An 18,913-nucleotide genomic window follows, 5' to 3' on the forward strand; every position below is an offset into this window, starting at 1 on the left:
TCGCGCGTGACTGATTCCCCGCGACCTCCCCCGCTGATCGACCTTCCCGTCCAGGAGGCCATGCCGGCGCTGCTGGCCGCGCTGACCGCGGGCAGCAACGCCGTGCTCGTGGCGCCGCCCGGCGCCGGCAAGACGACCCTCGTCCCCCTGACCCTGCGCGACGAACCCTGGGCCCGGGGCCAGAAGCTGCTGGTGCTGGAGCCGCGCCGCGTCGCCGCCCGCGCGGCCGCGCGCCGCATGGCCTCCCTCCTCGGCGAGCAGCCGGGCGGCACGGTCGGCCTTTCCACGCGGCTCGACCGCGCGGTGTCGAAGGACACGCGCGTGGAGGTCATCACCGAAGGCCTGCTGATCCGCCGCCTGCAATCCGATCCCGGGCTCGAGGGCGTGGCCGGCGTGCTCTTCGACGAGGCGCATGAGCGGCATCTCGACACCGATCTCGGCCTCGCCCTCTGCCTCGACCTGCAACGCGGGCTGCGGCCGGAGCTGCGGCTGCTCGCCATGTCCGCGACGCTGGATGGCGGCGCCTTCACGAAGCTGCTCGACGCCCCGCTGATCGAGAGCGCCGGCCGCGCCCATCCCGTCCGCATCGAGAACACGAAGCGCGACGTCACCGAGCTGCGCGACCTCCCCGAAGCCATGGCCACCGCCATCCGCGGCGTCATGGCGCGCGAGGCGGGCGATGTGCTCGCCTTCCTGCCCGGCTGGGGCGAGATCCGCCGCACGGCCGAGCGCCTTTCCGGCCTCGATGCCGACGTGCTGCCCCTCCATGGCGAGCTCTCGCCCACGGAGCAGGACAAGGCGCTCAATGTCGGCGCGCGGCGGCGCGTGGTGCTGGCCACCAGCATCGCCGAGACCTCGCTGACCGTCCCCGGCGTGCGCATCGTGGTCGATGGCGGGTTCCGGCGCACGCCGCGGCTGGACGGGGCCACGGGCCTCACCCGCCTCGTCACCGTGCGGATCAGCCGTGCCGCGGCCGAGCAGCGCGCGGGCCGCGCCGGCCGCACCGAGCCGGGCGTGGCCGTCCGGCTCTGGAGCGAGGCCATCCATCGCGGCATGCCCCTGCAGGACCGGCCCGAGATGCTGGAGGCGGAACTTTCCGGTCTCGTGCTCGACTGCGCCTCCTGGGGCGCCGACCCGGCCACCCTGCCCTTCCTCGACCCGCCGCCCGAGGGCCAGTTGGCCGCCGCGCGCGCGCTGCTGAAGAACCTCGACGCGCTGGACGAGCAGGGCCGCATCACCACCATGGGCAAGCGCATGGCGCGCATGGGCACGCATCCGCGCCTGGCCCGCATGATGTGCGCGGTGGAGAACGAGGGCGAGGCCGCGCTGGCCGCCGATCTCGCGGCTTTGCTGGAGGAGCGCGATCCGCTGCGCGGCCGCGAGCCGCCGGCCGATATCACGCTGCGCCTGGACGCGCTGCACGGCCATGGCCATGCGGAGAGCGACGCCATCGCCATCCGCGCCATCCGCCGTGCCGCCGCGCTGCATCGCCGGCGCCTGGGCGTGCATGGCAACGAGCCGCCGGAGGGCGATGCGGGCGCGCTGCTGGCCGCCGGCTTCCCCGATCGCATCGCGCTCAAGCGCGGCACCATGGACGGCGCCTTCCGCATGGCCTCGGGCCAGGGCGCGCGGCTTTCCGTCGCCGATCCGCTGGCGAAGCAGACCCTTCTTTCCGTCGCCGACCTGGAGCTGAAGGGCACCGAGGCCCGCATCCGCATGGCCGCCCCCATCTCCCGCGCCACGCTGGAGGCGCGCTTCCCCGAGCGCTTCCACACGGTGGAGGGCGCCTCCTTCGACGCCCGGGCCAATGCGGTGCTGGCGCGCCGGCGCGTGATGTTCGGCCCGCTGGTGCTGGAGGAGACGCCGCTATCCGGCGTCGACCCCTCACTGATGGCCGAGGCATTGGCGGAGGCCGCCGCCGGCCGCGCCTTCCGCGACCTCGACTGGAGCGAAGGCGCGAAGCAGCTGCGCGCCCGCATCGGGCGCATGCACGCGCTGGAGGGCGCCCCCTGGCCGGACGTCTCCGACGCCGCACTGGCCGCGACGGCGAAGGACTGGCTGGCGCCCTATTGCGCGGGCCTGACCAAGCTCTCGGAGCTGAAGTCGCTCGACATCGGGCAGATGCTGCTGCCGCATGAGCTGCGCCGGAAGCTGGACGCCGCCCTTCCCACCCGCATCGCCCTGCCCGAAGGCCGCAGCGCGGGTGTGGACTACATGGGCGAGATTCCCACGCTGGAGGCCCGCGCCCAGCACCTCTACGGCATGGGCGCGATGCCCCCGCTCGCCGACGGGCGGGTGAAGCTGCAGGTGGCGCTGCTGTCCCCCGCCGGCCGCCCCATCGCGATCACCGCCGATCTCGCCGGCTTCTGGCAGGCCGGCTGGATGGATGTGCGCAAGGACATGCGCGGCCGCTATCCCAAGCACAACTGGCCGGAAAAACCCGACCAGCCGGGATGATGGGCGCTGGCACGGGATGCCTGGCCCATTGAAACCCGGCCATCCCCCCGACGACACTGGCGCATGATCCACCGCCTCATTGCCGGTTCCGGCTACATCGTACTGATCGCGATCATCAGCATCTTCGCCGCCTCGGTCGCGCTCATGCTTTACGAGGCGGTGGTGGTGGCTTCGACGCTGGCGAAGGCCCTGGTCTCGGGGTCGAGCGCGCCGACAGCCTCAAAGGCCCTGGCAGCCAGCCTGATCGAGGCCATCGACGTCTTCCTGATCGCCATCGTCGCCTACATCACCAGCATCGGGCTCTATGTCCTCTTCGTCGACGGCACCGCGCCCATTCCGAAATGGTTCAGCGTCCGCAACCTGGACGACCTCAAGGGCCAGCTCGTCAGCGTCATCGTCGCGGTTCTCGCCGTGCTCTTCCTGCAGGAAGCGGTACAGCGCGCGGGCGAGGCGGATCTGATCCACCTCGCCCTGGCCATCGCCCTGATGATCGGGGTGCTGACCCTGTTCCTGAAGGTGACCAAGGGCAACTCAGACTGAGCCGGATCGGCTGAGGCGGCTCAGCTCTCGACGCGCAGATCCAGATCCCGGGCGAGGTTCGTCCAGTCCCGCAGCTTGGTCGCGATGAAGCTGCCGAACTCGTCCGGCCCCAGATAAGCGGGCACGGTATCGATGCGGCGCAGGCGCTCCAGCGTCGCCGGGGCCTCGGCTGCCTTGCGGAAGGCCTCGACCAGCCGGTCGACGATGGGCCGGGGCGTGCGGACCGGGGCCAGCAGGCCCGAGAAGCCGTCGAAGTCGAAGCGGTTGGAATAGCCGAGCTCGATGAGCGTGGGCACTTCCGGCAGGGTGGGCGAGCGCCGCGCGCCGCTGGCGGCCAGCGGCCGCACCCGGCCCGCTCGCACCATCTCGCCGGACGCGGCCATGCTGTGGAAGCCGCCCTCGATGGAGCCGGCCAGGATGTCCTGCAGCATCGGGGCCTCGCCGCGATAGGCAACCTGCGTGGCGTTCAGCCGCGCCTCCCGGGCCAGGATCAGGCCGAAGGCATGGCCGGTGGAGCCAGGCGCATAATTGCCGAAGGAGACGTCCCGCGGCCGCGCCCATTCGACGAACTCGGCCATCGTCGTCACCGAGGCCGGCACCTTCGGGCCCACCACGAAGTTGACCGCCGTGGTGCCCAGGCGCCCGATCGGCGCGAAATCCGCCACCGGGTCATAGGGAAAGCGGTTCATCACGACCGGGCTCTGGATATGCGTCGTGATGGTGAAGAGCAGCTGGTAGCCGTCCGGCGGCACCTTCGCGGCGGCCTCCGTGCCGACCATGCCGCCCGCGCCGCCACGATTGTCGATGACGATGGGCTGGCCGAGTTCCGCCTGCATGGGCTCGGCCGCGATGCGGGCCCAGGTGTCCGTGCCGCCGCCGGCCGGGAAGGGCACGATGAAGCGGATCGGGCGGTCCGGATATCCCGCGGCGGCGCCCTGGGCGCGCACCAGGCTGGGCGTGGCCAGGACCGCGGACGCACCCCAGGCCAGCGCTTGACGTCTGAACATTCGTTTCCCCGTATGGTTGTTTCGGGGATCGTCTCACGCCGCGCGCCGCGGCGTCCAGAGATGCCGACTCCGGCCAACGCGTCCTAGGATAGCGAGATGGACATCAGCAGCGCCGGATTGGTGAGGCAGCGCGTCAGGATCTTCGACGCCGGCTTCGTCCTCGTCGTCATCGCCGTCTTCGCCTGGGTCGCCCTCCAGGTGGACCTCTTCCGCAACGTTAGCGGGCCGACCCAGGAGCAGACCATCGAGGTCGACGAGCTCTTCGGCCTCACGACGCTGCTGATGTGCGGCATCCTCTTCTACGCATGGCGCCGCGCCCGCGAGCATCGCCACGAGAACGACCTCCGCCTCGCCGCGGAGAGCGAGGTGCTGCATCTCGCCATGCAGGACCCCCTGACCGGGCTGCCCAACCGCCGCCGCTTCGACAAGGCCATCGGCGCGGCCCTGGCGGAGCTTCCCGTCCCGCCCGAGGCCCATGCGGTCCTGCTGCTCGACCTCAACGGCTTCAAGAAGATCAACGACGTCTACGGCCACCCGACGGGCGACCAGGTGCTGATCCATGTCGGCGCGCGCCTGCTTCGCGCCGTGCGCGAGGGGGACCTCGTGGCCCGGCTCGGCGGGGACGAATTCGTCATCCTCGCGCGCAACGTCGCCGGCGCCGAGGACGCGACCAATGTCGCGCTCCGCGTCATCGAGGAGCTGGCGCCGCCGATCGCCATCGGCCAGGCGCGCCATCAGGTCGGCACCGCCATCGGCATCGCCATGGGGCCTGCCGATGCCACGGAGGCGCAGGAGCTGCTCCGCAAGGCCGATGTCGCGCTGTACCGGGCGAAGGCGAAGCGCGAATCCTCGTTGCGCTTCTTCGAGGAGGAGATGGACCAGCATCTCCGCGAGCGCGACGAGCTCGAGCGTGCCATCGGCCCGGCGCTGGAGCGCGGCGAATTCGCGCTGAGCTACCGGCCCAGCCGACAGGCCGGCGGCATGGTCTCCGCCTTCGAGGCACTGCCGCGCTGGGACCATCCGGCCATGGGCGAGATCGGGCCGGACCGCTTCCTGCCGATCGCCGCCAAGGCTGGGCTTCTCGCCGCCGTCACCGAGAAGCTGCTGGCCACGGCCTGCGCGGCCGCCTGCGACTGGGACGCGCCGGTACGCCTGGCCTTCGGCCTGCCCGCGGCGCTGCTGCCGGACACGGCCTTCGGTGCCCGGATCCTGGAGATCCTGGCTGAGGCGGGCCTGCCGCCCTCGCGCCTCCAGCTCGACATCGACGAGCGGGCGCTGACCCGCGATGCCGCCCGGGCGGCCGCCCTGCTGGAGCCCCTGCAGGCGGCCGGCGTCAACGTCGTCGCCGACCATTTCGGCACGGGCTATTCGGACCTCGCCAATCTCAGCCGGCTGCGGCTGAGCGGCGTGAAGATCGACCGCAGCTACGTCGCGGCCATGGCGCATGACCGGCAGGCGGCGGTGATGGTGCGGGCGCTGATCGGCATCGGCCAGGGGCTCGACCTGGCCGTCACCGCCGAGGGTGCCGTGCCGGAGGAGCAGAGGGAGGCCCTGGAAGCGCAGGGCTGCGCCCTGGCGCAGGGAGCCTCGGGCCAGGATGGGCTCACGGCCGAAGAGGCCTCGGCGCTGACAAGCGGCGGCCGGCCCGCCTAGAGCAGGAAAATCAGGTAGCTGAGCGCCGCGTTGCCACTGGCGAGGACCATCAGTGCCGCAAGCGCCGCCAGGGCATCGCTCCAGTCGTGGTTATCCTCGTCCAGCTTCGCCGTGCGCAGGATGCGCGGCGTGTTGACGGGTTTCTTCACCTTGCCCTCGTCATGGCGTGCCATTCGACGGCCCCCTTCGATCGTCGGACACCCTGGCGCAGGGGCGTAGCGCCATCAGGGCGGCGAAGCTTCCACGGCCTGCCAGCGCAGGTTCCGCGATGGAAGGGCCCGTGAAGGGTGGGAGAATGCGGGAAACCATAAAAGCCTTCATTGAATCTGCCCGGATCGTCCCGGGCCCTGCCCTCAATCATCGTCGCCGAAAAAAGTAGCAAGGAGAATGAAATAAATACCGGAGGCGGCGGATCAGGGGTCCGCCGGCGTGGCCGCGATCCAGGCCCGCCCGGCCTCCTCGGCCGGAAGCGTGGCCCTGGGATTGCTCATGAAGGCCAGGATATCGCGGGCGATATCGGCCCGGATCTCGTCGCGCAGCAGCAGGTGCCAGCCCTCCGGATAGAAGGCGACCCGCGGCGCCTGTGCGTCGCGCAGCGCCCGCCGCGCGATGTGCGCCGGCACCACCTGGTCCTTGCCGCCCTCCATGAACAGGACGGGCACCTCGCCGCAGCAGCTCCGCAGATGCGCCACGGCCGCGTCCATCAGGTCGACGATGCCCTTCAGCATGTCGAAGCGAATCTCCCGCAGCGTCAGGGGGTCACGCGCGAAACGGCGCAGGGCGGCCTCGTTGTCGCTGGCCGTGATGCCCGCCGCACTGGCCGGCAAGGCCAGCGGCCCCAGCACCCGCGACGCCACCCAGAGCGGGCTCCGCAGGAGAGCCGACAGGTAGGGCCCGCCCCAGATCGCCGGCGAGGACAGGATCACCCCGTCCACATCGCGCGGCGAGGTGGCGAGCGCGATGGCGCCGCCCATGCTCTCGCCCAGCAGGAAGACCGGCAGGCCGGGATGCCGCGCGCGCAGCAGCCGGATCGACTCCCGCGCATCGGAGACCAGCGTATCCACCCCCGGCCAGTAGCCGCGCGGCGAGGTCCAGCCGAAGCCGCGCTGGTCGTAGGCGTAGACGACCGCCCCCCCCGCGGCGAGCAGCGGCCCGCCCTCGGCGAGGAAGTTGCCGCCGTGATCGCCCAGCCCGTGCATGGCGACGACCACGAAGCGCGGCGCGCCCTCGGGCCGCCAGACCCGCAGCGGCAGCCGGGCGCCGTCGGGCATCACCAGCATGGATTCGGGGCGCGGCCCGGAAGGCTGCGGCTCGGGCGGCGAGGGCGCGAAGGCGTAGGCCGGCCGCAGGGTCCAGGGCAGCGGAGGGGCGACGAAGGGCTCGATCCCCGCCTCCCGGATCACGGGCCCCGCCGGAACCATCACTGGGGCACAGGCGCCGAGCGACAGGCCGGCCAGCAGCAGCGAGGCGAGAAGCTTCACGGTCCTGGCCTGGGGGGAGGCATACGGCTGGTCCATCCTGGTTCGAGGGCCTATGTTGCGGTCACCACGCGGCAAGATGAAGGCCCCGAATGCGCGATCCGCAGATGACCGGTTATGCTCCCCTCCTCACCCCCGGCGTGACGCCGGAGGACGTGATCCCGGTCGAATCCCGCAAGATCGGCTGCGACGGCGGCGACGGCCCGCTGGGCCATCCGCTGGTCTATCTCCGCATCGAGGATCGGCAGGTCACCTGCCCCTACTGCTCGCGCACCTACCGCCTGAAGGAAGGCGCGGGCGATGACGGACATCATTGACGGCGCAGCCCTGGATGGGTCGGTGATCCCCTCGGCCGAGCCGAGGACCCCGCCGCCCGGCGACCCGCATCTGATCCTGATCGACGGCAGCGGCTATATCTTCCGCGCCTATCACGCGCTGCCGCCCATGACCCGGCCGGACGGCACGCCGGTGAACGCCGTCTTCGGCTTCGCGCAGATGCTGGAGAAGTTCCTCAACCAGCACAGCTCCAGCCACATCGCCGTCGTCTTCGACAGCGCGCGCCAGACCTTCCGGCAGGAGATCTACGCCGCCTACAAGGCCCACCGCCCGGAGCCGCCCGAGGAGCTCATCCCGCAATTCGCGCTCATCCGCGAGGCGACGGAGGCCTTCGGCGTCGCCCAGGTCGAGCTGCCGGGCTACGAGGCGGACGACCTGATCGCCTGCTACGCCAAGGCCTTCGAGGCCGAGGGCGGGCGCGTGACCATCGTCTCCTCCGACAAGGACCTGATGCAGCTCGTGCGCGAGCGGGTCATCATGCTGGACCCGATCAAGCAGAAGCCCATCCGCGAGCCCGAGGTGCTGGAGAAGTTCGGCGTGCCGCCGAACAAGGTGGCCGAGGTGCAGGCCCTGGCCGGCGACCCGACGGACAACGTCCCCGGCGTGCCGGGCATCGGCATCAAGACCGCCGCCACGCTGCTTACCGAATACGGCGACCTCGAGAGCCTGCTGGCCCGCGCCGGCGAGATCAAGCAGCCCAAGCGGCGCGAGCTCCTGCTGACCCATGCGGAGCAGGCGCGCATCTCGCTGCGCCTCGTGACGCTCGACTGCGACGCGCCGCTGCCCCTGCCGGTGGAGACGCTGGTCGCACGCTCGCCCGAGCCGGTGCGCCTCGCCGCCTTCCTCGCCGAGAATAATTTCCGCACGCTGCTGGCGCGGCTGGGCCTGGGCGACGGCGCGCCGCCGAACCGTCCCCGCCCCGTCGCCGCGCCCCTCGCGGACGAACCGGCCGATCCGCTGGAAATCCCCTTCGGGAACTACGACTGCGTCACCGATCTGGAGACGCTGAAGACCTGGGTCGCGAAGGGCCGGGCCGCCGGCGTCATCGGCCTCGACACCGAGACCAACAGCCTCGACGCCCTGGCCGCCGACCTGGTGGGCATCTGCCTCGCCGTGGCGCCGGGCAAGGCCTGCTACATCCCGCTGCGCCATGCCGGCGCGGACCTGCTGACCGAAAGCCCGGCGCAGATCCCGGCCGAAGCGGCGATCGAGGCGCTGCGCCCGCTGCTCGAGGACCCCGCGGTCCTCAAGGTGCTGCACAACGCCAAATACGACCTGGAAGTCCTCGCCAATCCGAAGAACGGCGGCATCCAGGTTGCGCCGCTCGACGACACGATGATGATCTCCTACGCGCTGGAGGCCGGCGCGCATGGGCATGGCATGGACGAGCTCTCGCAGCTCCACCTCCGCCACAAGCCGATCAGCTTCGACGAGGTGACCGGCACCGGACGCGCGCGCATCCCCTTCGCGCATGTCCCGCTCGACCGCGCGACGGCCTATGCGGCCGAGGATCCCGACGTCACGCTGCGCCTCTGGCACACGCTGAAGCCGCGCCTGCGCGAGGCTCGGGCGCTGGCGCTCTACGAGCAGGTGGAGCGGCGGATGATCCCCGTCCTCGCCGCCATGGAGCAGGCCGGCGTGAAGGTCGACGGGCAGGAGCTGGCCCGCATCGGCACCGATTTCGGCGAACGCCTGGTCGTGCTGGAGGCCGAGTGCCACCGCCTGGCCGGCCGCGCCTTCAACGTCGGCAGCCCCAAGCAGCTCGGCGAGGTCCTCTTCGACGAGATGGGACTGAAGGGCGGCAAGAAGGGCAAGACCGGCGCCTATTCCACCGATGCCAGCGTGCTCGAGGATCTGGCCGCGCAGGGCAATCCGCTGCCGCGCGTGGTGCTGCAGCACCGCCAGCTCGCGAAGCTGAAGTCCACCTATGTGGAAGGCCTGACTGCGCAAATCGCGGCCGATGGGCGCGTGCACACGGACTATTCGCTGGCCAGCACCAGCACGGGCCGCCTCGCCTCCACCGAGCCCAACCTCCAGAACATCCCCATCCGCAACGAGGAGGGGATGAAGATCCGCCGCGCCTTCGTGGCGGAGCCGGGCCATGTGCTGATGAGCGCCGACTACTCGCAGATCGAGCTGCGGCTGCTCGCCCATCTCGCCGAGGTGCCGACCCTGCGGGAAGCCTTCGAGAAGGGCGAGGACATCCACAGCCGCACCGCGGCCGAGATCTTCCACCTCGACCCCGCGAATGTGGACAAGGAGGCGCGGCGCCGCGCCAAGACGATCAACTTCGGCATCATCTACGGCATGAGCGCCTTCGGCCTGGGCGGCCGCCTCGGCATTCCCGCCGGCGAGGCGCGCGGCATCATCGACGCCTATTTCGCCCAGTATCCCGGCATCCGGAACGAGATGGAGCGCCTGAAGGACGAGGCGCGGATGAAGGGCTACGTGCTGTCGCCCTTCGGCCGCCGCCTCTGGATCCAGGATATCGGCGCCAAGGATCCCGTGCGCCGCGCGGGGGCCGAGCGCCAGGCCATCAACGCGCCCTTCCAGGGCGGTGCGGCCGAGATCATCAAGCGCGCCATGGTGCGCACGCCCCGCGCCCTGCGCGAGGCCGGGCTCAAGACCCGTATGCTCCTCCAGGTGCATGACGAACTGGTCTTCGAGGTGCCGGAGGCCGAGGTCGAGGCCGCCGGAGCAACGATAAGAAAAGTCATGGAAGGCGTCGCCGAACTGCGGGTCCCCCTGCTGGTCGAAGTCGGACAAGGCGCCTCCTGGGCGGAGGCGCATTGAAATCATGTCGTCCAACTTCTCGCGGGAGGAGAGGCGGATCCTCGTCTCCGTCTCCGGCGCCCATTTCATCAGCCACCTTCACATCCTGGCGCTGCCGCCGCTCTTCCCGCTGCTGCGGGAGACGATGGGCGTCTCCTTCCTGGAGCTCGGCTTCGCCCTCACGCTGCTGAACCTGGTCACCTTCTTCACCCAGGCGCCGATGGGCCTGCTGGTGGATCGGGTGGGCGCCAGGCGCACGCTGGTGGCGGGGCTGCTGCTGGGCGGGATCGCCTTCGTGCTGGCCGGGATCGGCGGAAGCTACCCCTGGCTGCTGGTCGGCGCGGCGCTCGCGGGCCTCGCGAACAGCGTCTACCACCCGGCCGACTACGCCATCCTGGGCAGCGCGATCGACGACGAGCATGTCGGCCGCGCCTTCTCCTTGCACACCTTCGCGGGCTATGCTGGCGGCGCCGTCGCGCCGTTCCTGATGCTGGGCATGGCCAGCCTCTCGGGCGTCTCCGGCGCCCTGATCCTGGCCGGCGTGCTGGGCCCCATTGCCGCCCTCCCCCTGCTGCGCGAGGCACGGGATGAGAAGCCGGCCGCGCGCCGGGCCAAGGGCGCCACCAAGGACGGCCCGCGCCTGCTGAACGCAGCGGTGCTCTCGCTCCTGGTGTTCTTCACCTTCATCGCCTTCGGCAACACGGCGGTGCAGGGCTTCGCCGTCTCCTCCTGGGAGGCTGCGCACGGGATCTCCCTGGCCTCGGCCAATGTCGCCCTGACGGCCTGGCTGGCGCTGAGCGCGATCGGCGTGCTGGCTGGCGGCTATGTGGCCGACCGCACCAAGCGGCACGGCCTTGTCGCCGCGGTGGGGCTGGCGGCCGCGGCGGTACTGATCCTGGTCGGCGGCCTCGCCGATCTCGCTCCCGTGGCGCTGACGCTGGTCATGGCCACCTCGGGCTTCCTCTCGGGCCTCATCATGCCCTCGCGGGACATGATGGTCCGCGCGGCCGCACCTCCGGGCCAGGCGGGCGCGGCCTTCGGGCTGGTGAGCACGGGCTTCAGCGTCGGCGGGATCGTGGGGCCGCTGGGCTTCGGCTGGCTGCTCGACCATGGCCAACCGCTCTCGGTCTTCGTGATCGCGGCGGCGCTGATGGGGGCCGCGGTGCTGATGTCGCTGGTGCAGGAGCTGCGGCGCGGCCGCCGCGTCGCGATGGTGCCGGCCGAGTAGCACCCCTGAGGGGCGTGAGAGGGCAAAGGCCCCTCACGCCGGGCCTCGCTAGGTCGCGGAGGCCAGCTTGTCCTGCGTCTTCGTCTCGAAGTCGCTCGCGTCGTGGCGCTCGTGCAGCTGGCTCGACGGCTCGCCCCGCAGGCGGTTGACCATCCGCCCGCGCTTCGCCGCCGGACGCGCGCCGATCGTGTCGGCCCAGCGGTTCACGTTCTTGTATTCATGGGCGCTCAGGAACTCGGCCGCGTTCTCGTAGCCCCAGCCCTTCACCAGCCCGCCATACCAGGGCCAGATGGCGATGTCGGCGATGGTGTAGTCCGGCCCGGCGATGAACTCGCTCTCGCCCAGGCGACGATCCAGCACATCGAGCTGGCGCTTCACCTCCATGGAGAAGCGGTCGATGGGATATTCCATCTTGGTCGGCGCATAGGCGAAGAAGTGCCCGAAGCCGCCGCCGAGATAAGGCGCGCTGCCCATCTGCCAGAACAGCCAGGAGAAGCATTCGGCGCGCGCCGCGGGCTCGGTCGGCAGGAGGGCGCCGAACTTCTCCGCGAGATAGGTGAGGATCGCGCCGGACTCGAAGACGCGGATCGGCTTGGGCCCGCTGCGATCCAGCAAAGCCGGGATCTTGGAGTTCGGGTTCACGCCGACGAAGCCGCTGCCGAACTGGTCGCCCTCGCCGATGCGGATCAGCCAGGCGTCGTATTCCGCGCCCTTGTGGCCGAGGGCCAGGAGCTCCTCCAGCATCACCGTCACCTTCACGCCGTTGGGCGTGCCGAGCGAGTAGAGCTGGAGCGGATGCCGGCCGACCGGCAGTTCCTTGTCATGGGTGGGGCCGGCGATCGGCCGGTTGATATTCGCGAACTGGCCGCCGCTGGCCTTGTTCCAGGTCCAGACCTTGGGGGGGACGTAGTCGGAGGTGTCGCTCATCGTCTTGCAGGCTCCGGATGATGGGGGCTGGGCAGCATGTGGCCCCGCCCGGCCACTTGCCAACCGACCCTGCCGCCTTGTCAGGCCCGTTCCACCCTCGGCTCCCGCGATCCCGCCCAGATCGTCCGCAGGATCGCGCCCTGCGCGACGGACTGCACCACATGCGGCCAGAGCGCGACGAGGCAGGTGCCGCCCGCCTGCCGGACGGAGGGGTAGAGGATGCCGTTGAGCCCGGCGTCGCGCACCGCCCGGGCCAGGGCATTGCCGGCCGGGTAGCCAAGGGCCGGATCGGGGTCGAGGCAGGCGGGCGCGGGCTGCGCCGCGCGCAGGTCCACGAAGTCGCCGGCGAAGCTGGCCCACATCTCCGCCCATTCGATCGTGGCGTTCCAGTCCCGCACGCGGTCGAGCTCGCGCCCGATATGAAAGACGACCTCGGCCAGGGAGGTCTCGAACGCCAGCGCCGCGTACCAGGCGCCGTAGCCCGGCTCGTTGAAGCGGTTCGCCTCGCGCGGCCGGAAATAGGCGAAGGCGGCATTCACGAAATGGGCATGCGGCCGCCCGGCCGGAAAGGCGGAGGCCATGGCCGCCTCGGAGGTCAGGCGCGCGCTGGTGCCGCCCTCGATCTCGGCGAGGTCGCGCGCCAGCTGCGCCAGCTCCTCAGGCGGGCGGCCGGCCAGGGAGGGATCGTCCAGCAGCAGGTGCAGGACCGGATCGCGCAGCCGCGCCGTGGAGACGAGGCGGACGGCGCGCGGCTCCGCGAGGCGCGTGATCGGAAAATCCAAGCCTCAGAGCCCGCCGCGTAGCGCGTCCACATGGCGGCGGATCTCGATCATGCCCGGGATGCCGCGCTCGATCATCGCCTCGACCGGGGTGAGGTGCTGGAACAGCGGCCCGGCATTGCGCAGGCGCACCCAACGGTCGGCCATGTCGTCGGCGAAGAGCAGGTGCAGGCCCTTGAAGATGCCGATCATGGCCGAGACCCGCATCATCTGGTCCTGCGAGAAGGCCTGCTTCCAGGCGCCGGAGCGGATGCGGTCCCAGGTGGTGGCCGAGACGCCGATCAGCGCCGCGGCCTCGCCCCCCGTCAGCTTCCAGGCCCGCGCCAGGCTGCGCAGGCCGATCAGCGCGGCGGGGGTGAGCCGGGCGCGCTCCGCCTCCGAGACGAAGGTCTGCGGGGGCGGCGCGGGCGGCGAAACGGGGAGCAGATGGGGCGCGGAACCGGACACGGGACGATCTCCTATCCCCTATCAAGTAATCACCAAATGGAGATTCTTCAACCACCATTTGAAATGGCGCTATCCCCGTCGCAGCGCCTGGCACTCGCTCTCGGCCGCGGGGCGGAAGGCCTGGTCGCCGGGAATGGTCTGCACCACCTCCAGCAGGTCCCACTCGCCGCGCGACTGGGCCGGCCGCTTGGCCCGCATCAGGTACATGTCCCGGATGATGCGCCCGTCCTCGCGGATGCGGCCGTTGCGCGTCATGAAGTCGTTGATGGGCGTCTCGCGCATCTTGGCCATCACGGGCTGCGCCGCGTCGGTGCCGGCGGCCTTCACCGCGTTCAGGTAATGCGTCACGGCACCCCACATGCTGGCCTGGAACATGGTGGGCGGGCGGCCGTGGATCCGCGCGAAGCGCGTGGAGAAGGCGCGCGTCTCGTCCGTCTGGTCCCAGTAATAGGCCTCGGTGAAGACCAGCCCCTGCGCGGTCTCCAGCCCGATCGCTCGGATGTTGGTGAGCAGGCACAGCAGCGCCGCCGGCTGCAGCCCGCGCCGGATCAGGCCGAACTCGCCCATCTGCTTCACCGCGTTGATCAGGTCGGTGCCCGCCACCGCCAGGCCCAGCACCTGCGCGCCCGACTGCGCCGCCCGCAGCAGATGGGCCGAGAAGTCGCTCTCGTTCAGCGGCGCGCGGGTCGAACCCACGACCTCCCCGCCCAGGGCGCGCACCACGGCCGCGCCATTGGCCTCCAGCGAATGGCCGAAGGCGTAGTCGGAGGTCAGGAAGAACCACTTGCGCTTGCCCTCGGCCATCATGGCGGAGACGGTGCCGCGGGCCAGGGCGTAGTTGTCGTAGGTCCAGTGCAGGCCGTTGGGCGTGCAGGCGGTTCCCGTGAGGTCGGTCGTGCCGGCCGCGACGGTGACGTTGATGCGGTTCTTCTCCCGCGTGAGCTGCTGCACCGCCAGCGCCACGGCCGAATTGCCGAGGCCGAAGATGGCGTCGACCTTCTCCTGGTCGTACCAGCGGCGGGCAATGCCCATGCCGATATCGGGGCGGTTCTGCAGGTCCCCGTAGATGAGCTCGATGGGCGCGCCCAGCACGCGGCCGCCGAAATCCTCGACGGCCATGCGGGCGGCCACCACGTCGCCCATGCCCTGCTGGTCGGCGAAGACGCCGGTCATGTCGTCCAGCACGCCGATCTTCACGACGTTGTCGGAAGCCTGCGCGAGGGCGCGTCCGCCGGGCCAGATGGCGGCGGCGGCCAGGCCGGCGCCCCCGAGCATCAGCGGGCGGCGCGCGGCCGTCATCCTCGTCTTGTCGTCGATCAATGGTCTTCCTCCCTGGGCCGACCCTCTCCGGGGCCGGTCTTCAGGGAAGGATCATCATCATCGCGGCACCGGCTGCAAGAAATTCAGGCCGGCGGCAGGATGCGCGCCTCCCGATAGGCGGCGATCTGGTCGGCAAAGACGGCCCAGGAATTGGCAAAGCCGGTGAAGCCCGCCTCGCGCGCCGCCGTCATCGAGCAGAGCACGTCGTAGTCCATGCCCATGAAGAAATCGAAGAAGCGCCAGCTCGCGACCTGGTCCAGCGGCAGCGCGAGGCCGTGGCGCTCGCGGATACGCTCCCAGACCTCCTCCTTGCCGGCCATCCAATGGGCCATCGACATGGGGCGCACCGTGCCCGGCCGGCAGCCGAACTGCTCGGCCAGGAAGGGCCAGAGCTCGCCCCAGCGGAAAGCATCGCCATTGGTCATGTTGAAAGCGCGATTGGCGCAGCGCGGCTCGCCGAGCATCCAGAGGATGCCGTCGGCCAGGAACTTCGCCTCCGTCACCTCGTGCAGCGCATTCCAGGTACCGGGCCGGCCCGGGAAATCGAAGGGCACGTCCAGCTCGCGGCAGAGGGCGGCATAGGCGCCGAGCGTCGAGACCATGTTGCGCGCGCGGCCGGGCGCCACGTCGAGGACGAAGTTCGGCCGGCTGGTGCTCCACACCCAGTCCCGCCCCTGCTGGCGTTCCGCGATGAAGTCCTGCTGGTCGTAGTAGAAGTTGGGCGGCATGTGGCGCGGATCGCCCTCGCGCGCCGGGGTGCGGTAGGGGCCGATATGCATGCCGTACCACTTCGCCCCGTGCACGAGGTGGATGTGCGAGAGGCGCGGCAGGCTGGCCTCGGCGGCGTCCACCAGGTTGCGCAGCATGCGCAGGTTGCCGGGCACGTCCTCCACGCCCGTCTCGTCATGCGGCGCGCGGGAGGCGTAGACGATGCGCCCGATATCCGGGCGCGTCGCCAGCGCTTCGGCCAGCTGCTGCGGATCATCCAGGTCCGTTGCCAGCCAGAGGGCCTCGCCCACGGGCTTGTTCCGCGAAAGGCCGATGACGGTATGGCCGGGTTGTTCCCGGCCGCGTTCCAGGATGCGGCTGCCCGCCGCACCGGTTGCCCCGACGATCAGGGTGACGCGCGTATTTTCCATCGGGGGATCATGCCCCGGCGAGCGTCATCCCGTCGATGCGCAGCGTCGGCGCGTCGGTGCCACGCTTGTAGACGAGGTCGTCGGCCGCGGTCATGGCGAGGAACATCTCCGGCAGCTTGCCGGCGATGGTGATCTCGCTCACCGCCTCGGCCAGCTTGCCGTCGCGGATCATGAAGCCGGCCGCGCCGCGCGAGTAGTCGCCCGTGATGCCGTTCACGCCCATGCCGATGAGCTCGGTGATGTAGAGCCCCTCGCGGATATCGGCCATCAGCGCCTCGGGGGAGAGCGCGCCCGGCTGCAGCCAGAGGTTGGTCGGCGCGGGGCCCGGCGGGCCGCCGGTGCCGCGGGCCGCATGGCCCGTGGTGGTCAGGCCGAGCTGCTTCGCGCTGCGGCCGTCCAGCAGCCAGGTGGTCAGCACGCCGTTCTCCACCAGCGCCCGGCGCTGGCCACGCTGGCCCTCGCCGTCGAAGGGGCGGGAGCGCATGCCGCGCGGGCGCAGCGGATCGTCCATCACGGACATGCTGGCGGGCAGGATCTGCTTGCCCAGCGCGTCCTTGAGGAAGGAGGTGCCGCGCGCGATGGAGGCGCCGTTGATGGCGCCGACCAGATGGCCGAGCAGCGAATTCGCGACGCGCGGGTGATAGACGACGCTGAGCTTCGTGCTCTTCGGCCGCACCGGGTTCAGGCGGGCCACCGCCTGCTCGCCGGCGCGGCGCCCGACGGCGACCGCATCCTCGAGGTCGGACAGGAAGGCCGTGCTGGCATAGTCGTAGTCGCGCTGCATGCCCGTGCCCTCGCCGGCGAGCGCCGTGGCGGAGACGGAATGCGAGGAGCGCGTATAGGCGCCGAAGAAGCCGCGGCTGGTGGCCAGCGCGCGCGAGCCGCGCGACCAGCCGGCCGAGCCGCCTTCGCTGTTGGTCACACCCTGCACGCCGAGCGCCGCTTCCTCCGCCAGCGCGGCGCGGGCGAGCAGCGCATCGGCATCGGGCTCGGCCTCGTCGGCGAGGTCGAGCGACGCGGCGTCGATGGGCTCCGGCGCGTCGAGCAGCGTGGCGTAGCTGTCCTCGGGCACGACCTGCGCCATGGCGACCGCGCGCTCGGCAAGCGCGGCAAAGCCAGAAAGCGAGGCGTCGGTGCCGCTCACGATCGCCATCCGGTTGCCGAGGAAGACCCGCAGCCCGACATCCGTGCTCTCGGATCGCTCCAGCTGCTCGATGGCGCCGAGGCGGCGCTGCACCGCGAGCGAGGCCGAGTGCACCAGCAGCGCATCCGCCTGGTCGGCGCCGGCGCGGCGCGCGGCCTCCAGCAGCGCGGCCAGGATGTCGGCGTCCGGAATTCCGCTCATGCCGCCAGCTTCTCCGCGATATCGGCCAGCGTCGGCACCTTCGCGATCGGGCCGAGGGTCGCCAGCGTCGGCCGGCCGCGGAAGAGCCGCGCCGCCGCGCGCTGGATGTCCTCCACCGTCACCGCGGCGATGCGGGCCTTGGTTTCCTCGGTCGGGATGATGCGGCCATGCACCTGGAGCTGCCGGGCGATCTGCTCGCAGCGGCTGCCGGTGGATTCCAGCGACATCAGCAGCGAGGCGCGCAGCTGCGCCTTGGCGCGGTTCAGCTCCTCCTGCGTGACGTCGAGCTGCACGCGGCGCAGCTCCTCAACGGCGACGGGAACGAGCTCGGCCACCTGTTCCTCGCCGGTGCCGGCGTAGAGCGCGAAGACGCCCGTGTCGTGATAGGGGCTCGCGAAGGAATAGATCGAATAGACCAGCCCGCGCTTCTCGCGGATCTCCTGGAAGAGGCGCGAGGACATGCCGCCGCCGAGCAGCGTGGAGAGCAGCTGCACCGGGTAGTGGTCCGGGTCGGTATAGGTCGCCGAGGGGAAGCCGAGCACGATATGGACCTGGTCCAGGTCGCGCTCCTCCCGGTATTCCTGGCCGGCATAGACCGCGGCCTCGGGCTCATGCGGGGTCACGGCCGGCAGGTCGGCGAAGTGCTGGTTCACCAGCGAGAGCAGCTGTTCGTGCTCCACCGCGCCGGCGGCGGCGACCACCATGCGCGAGGGGCCGTAATGCCGCGCCATGTAGGTCGACAGCACGTCGCGCGGCATCTTCTCGATGATCTCCTCGGTGCCGAGGGTGGGCCGTCCCATCGCCTGATTGGGGAAGCAGGCGTGCTGGAAGTGATCGAAGACGATGTCGTCCGGCGTGTCGTTCGCCTGGCCGATCTCCTGCAGGATCACGCCGCGCTCACGCTCCAGCTCCTCGGGGATCAGCGTGGAGTGGCAGAGGATGTCGCCGATGATGTCGGCCGCCAGCGCCGTGTCCTCCTTGAGGACCTTGCAGTAATAGGCGGTCTGCTCGCGCGCCGTGTAGGCGTTGATGTGGCCGCCCACATTCTCGATCTCGCGCGCGATGGAGGCTGCGTCCCGCCGCGCCGTGCCCTTGAAGGCCATGTGCTCGAGGAAGTGGGAGGCGCCGTTCTCCGCCGCGGTCTCGTTGCGCGTGCCGGCATGGACATAGGCGCCGATGGAGACGGTCTCCACGCGCGGCATGGTCTCGCTCGCGACGAGGAGGCCGCTGGGCAGGCGCGTGACGCGGACGGTGTCGGTCATGTCGTGAGGGGGGCTTTCAGGGCTGGTCAGGCAGGGAATAGTCCTAGCCGGCTTCGGGACGGGCTGAAACCTTGGCGTCGGAGCGCAGGGCCAGATATCGGAACGCCCTCCCCAATCTTTCAACCTTCCCCGGCCATCCGCCCTGTGCAACCGCGCGCCGTCTTCGCGGTTGCACAAGCGCCGCCGCGCGCCTGCCGGCGGCCGCGACGCGTGCCCGCCCCCT

General features: G+C 70.9%; 16 protein-coding genes. 6 read left to right on the forward strand and 10 right to left on the reverse strand.

Features of this window, described 5'->3' with window-relative positions:
* Positions 1 to 6: 6 nt before the first annotated feature.
* Together hrpB and KHU32_RS01305 are read left to right on the forward strand one after the other, a co-directional pair.
* Positions 7 to 2,457, forward strand: a complete 2,451-nt coding sequence (gene hrpB, locus KHU32_RS01300; protein WP_347265489.1) for an ATP-dependent helicase HrpB — start codon at positions 7 to 9, stop codon at positions 2,455 to 2,457.
* Positions 2,458 to 2,520: 63 nt separating this feature from the next.
* The gene (locus KHU32_RS01305; protein ID WP_213668245.1) at positions 2,521 to 2,997 is read left to right on the forward strand and encodes a YqhA family protein; all 477 of its coding nucleotides are present in this window, start codon (positions 2,521 to 2,523) and stop codon (positions 2,995 to 2,997) included.
* A 20-nt stretch (positions 2,998 to 3,017) separates the two neighbouring features.
* Here KHU32_RS01305 and KHU32_RS01310 read toward each other — a convergent pair whose 3' ends face one another.
* Positions 3,018 to 4,004 (reverse strand): Bug family tripartite tricarboxylate transporter substrate binding protein, encoded by a 987-nt coding sequence (locus KHU32_RS01310; RefSeq protein WP_213668246.1) that lies wholly within the window; start codon positions 4,002 to 4,004, stop codon positions 3,018 to 3,020.
* Between the two features lie 96 nt (positions 4,005 to 4,100).
* On the opposite strand from KHU32_RS01310, the gene KHU32_RS01315 reads away from it, so the two are divergent.
* Complete coding sequence (locus tag KHU32_RS01315; RefSeq protein WP_213668247.1) at positions 4,101 to 5,657, forward strand: putative bifunctional diguanylate cyclase/phosphodiesterase; 1,557 nt, start codon at positions 4,101 to 4,103, stop codon at positions 5,655 to 5,657.
* Here KHU32_RS01315 and KHU32_RS01320 read toward each other — a convergent pair.
* On the reverse strand, positions 5,654 to 5,830 hold the full coding sequence (locus KHU32_RS01320) for a hypothetical protein (protein ID WP_213668248.1): 177 nt from the start codon (positions 5,828 to 5,830) through the stop codon (positions 5,654 to 5,656). The two genes, KHU32_RS01315 and KHU32_RS01320, sit on opposite strands and share 4 nt — an antisense overlap.
* A 240-nt stretch (positions 5,831 to 6,070) precedes the next feature.
* The gene (locus KHU32_RS01325; protein ID WP_213668249.1) at positions 6,071 to 7,138 is read right to left on the reverse strand and encodes an alpha/beta hydrolase; all 1,068 of its coding nucleotides are present in this window, start codon (positions 7,136 to 7,138) and stop codon (positions 6,071 to 6,073) included.
* 89 nt (positions 7,139 to 7,227) lie between these two features.
* Between KHU32_RS01325 and KHU32_RS01330 the strand changes: the two genes are divergently transcribed.
* Genes KHU32_RS01330 through KHU32_RS01340 form a run of 3 tightly spaced genes read left to right on the forward strand, consistent with a single transcriptional unit; the run spans position 7,228 to position 11,471 of the window.
* Complete coding sequence (locus KHU32_RS01330; RefSeq protein WP_213668250.1) at positions 7,228 to 7,452, forward strand: zinc-finger domain-containing protein; 225 nt, start codon at positions 7,228 to 7,230, stop codon at positions 7,450 to 7,452.
* Positions 7,436 to 10,264: a DNA polymerase I gene (polA, locus tag KHU32_RS01335; RefSeq protein ID WP_213668251.1), complete on the forward strand. Its 2,829-nt coding sequence runs from the start codon at positions 7,436 to 7,438 to the stop codon at positions 10,262 to 10,264. The genes KHU32_RS01330 and polA overlap by 17 nt, the downstream gene beginning before the upstream one ends.
* A gap of 4 nt (positions 10,265 to 10,268) precedes the next feature.
* The gene (locus KHU32_RS01340) at positions 10,269 to 11,471 is read left to right on the forward strand and encodes an MFS transporter (RefSeq protein ID WP_213668252.1); all 1,203 of its coding nucleotides are present in this window, start codon (positions 10,269 to 10,271) and stop codon (positions 11,469 to 11,471) included.
* Positions 11,472 to 11,519: 48 nt separating this feature from the next.
* Here KHU32_RS01340 and yghU read toward each other — a convergent pair whose 3' ends face one another.
* The 7 genes from yghU to KHU32_RS01375 all read right to left on the reverse strand — a co-directional run bounded on the left by yghU (position 11,520) and on the right by KHU32_RS01375 (position 18,690).
* The gene (gene yghU, locus KHU32_RS01345; RefSeq protein ID WP_213668253.1) at positions 11,520 to 12,398 is read right to left on the reverse strand and encodes a glutathione-dependent disulfide-bond oxidoreductase; all 879 of its coding nucleotides are present in this window, start codon (positions 12,396 to 12,398) and stop codon (positions 11,520 to 11,522) included.
* Between the two features lie 80 nt (positions 12,399 to 12,478).
* Entirely contained in the window at positions 12,479 to 13,180 is a 702-nt protein-coding gene (locus KHU32_RS01350) for an RES family NAD+ phosphorylase (RefSeq protein WP_213668254.1), read from the reverse strand.
* A 3-nt stretch (positions 13,181 to 13,183) separates the two neighbouring features.
* Positions 13,184 to 13,624 carry a DUF2384 domain-containing protein gene (locus KHU32_RS01355; protein ID WP_213668255.1) on the reverse strand — a complete coding sequence of 147 codons (441 nt, stop codon included), beginning with the start codon at positions 13,622 to 13,624 and terminating at the stop codon, positions 13,184 to 13,186.
* Between the two features lie 69 nt (positions 13,625 to 13,693).
* Positions 13,694 to 14,944, reverse strand: coding sequence for an ABC transporter substrate-binding protein (locus KHU32_RS01360; protein WP_249680473.1), 1,251 nt, complete (start codon positions 14,942 to 14,944; stop codon positions 13,694 to 13,696).
* An 83-nt stretch (positions 14,945 to 15,027) separates the two neighbouring features.
* On the reverse strand, positions 15,028 to 16,083 hold the full coding sequence (locus tag KHU32_RS01365; RefSeq protein WP_213668256.1) for an SDR family oxidoreductase: 1,056 nt from the start codon (positions 16,081 to 16,083) through the stop codon (positions 15,028 to 15,030).
* A 7-nt stretch (positions 16,084 to 16,090) separates the two neighbouring features.
* Complete coding sequence (locus KHU32_RS01370; protein ID WP_213668257.1) at positions 16,091 to 17,428, reverse strand: TldD/PmbA family protein; 1,338 nt, start codon at positions 17,426 to 17,428, stop codon at positions 16,091 to 16,093.
* The gene (locus KHU32_RS01375; RefSeq protein ID WP_213668258.1) at positions 17,425 to 18,690 is read right to left on the reverse strand and encodes a M16 family metallopeptidase; all 1,266 of its coding nucleotides are present in this window, start codon (positions 18,688 to 18,690) and stop codon (positions 17,425 to 17,427) included. The genes KHU32_RS01370 and KHU32_RS01375 overlap by 4 nt, the downstream gene beginning before the upstream one ends.
* Between the last annotated feature and the right edge of the window lie 223 nt (positions 18,691 to 18,913).

Source organism: Roseococcus pinisoli (assembly GCF_018413645.1).
Taxonomy (GTDB): domain Bacteria; phylum Pseudomonadota; class Alphaproteobacteria; order Acetobacterales; family Acetobacteraceae; genus Roseococcus; species Roseococcus pinisoli.

Bases quoted from the DNA above. Each gene is read 5' to 3' on its own strand.
- KHU32_RS01330 (WP_213668250.1), top strand. From the start codon at position 7,228: ATGCGCGATCCGCAGATGACCGGTTATGCTCCCCTCCTCACCCCCGGC.
- KHU32_RS01310 (WP_213668246.1), bottom strand. From the start codon at position 4,004: ATGTTCAGACGTCAAGCGCTGGCCTGGGGTGCGTCCGCGGTCCTGGCC.
- KHU32_RS01375 (WP_213668258.1), bottom strand. From the start codon at position 18,690: ATGACCGACACCGTCCGCGTCACGCGCCTGCCCAGCGGCCTCCTCGTC.
- KHU32_RS01340 (WP_213668252.1), top strand. From the start codon at position 10,269: ATGTCGTCCAACTTCTCGCGGGAGGAGAGGCGGATCCTCGTCTCCGTC.
- KHU32_RS01315 (WP_213668247.1), top strand. From the start codon at position 4,101: ATGGACATCAGCAGCGCCGGATTGGTGAGGCAGCGCGTCAGGATCTTC.
- KHU32_RS01365 (WP_213668256.1), bottom strand. From the start codon at position 16,083: ATGGAAAATACGCGCGTCACCCTGATCGTCGGGGCAACCGGTGCGGCG.
- yghU (WP_213668253.1), bottom strand. From the start codon at position 12,398: ATGAGCGACACCTCCGACTACGTCCCCCCCAAGGTCTGGACCTGGAAC.
- polA (WP_213668251.1), top strand. From the start codon at position 7,436: ATGACGGACATCATTGACGGCGCAGCCCTGGATGGGTCGGTGATCCCC.
- KHU32_RS01305 (WP_213668245.1), top strand. From the start codon at position 2,521: ATGATCCACCGCCTCATTGCCGGTTCCGGCTACATCGTACTGATCGCG.
- KHU32_RS01320 (WP_213668248.1), bottom strand. From the start codon at position 5,830: ATGGCACGCCATGACGAGGGCAAGGTGAAGAAACCCGTCAACACGCCG.
- KHU32_RS01370 (WP_213668257.1), bottom strand. From the start codon at position 17,428: ATGAGCGGAATTCCGGACGCCGACATCCTGGCCGCGCTGCTGGAGGCC.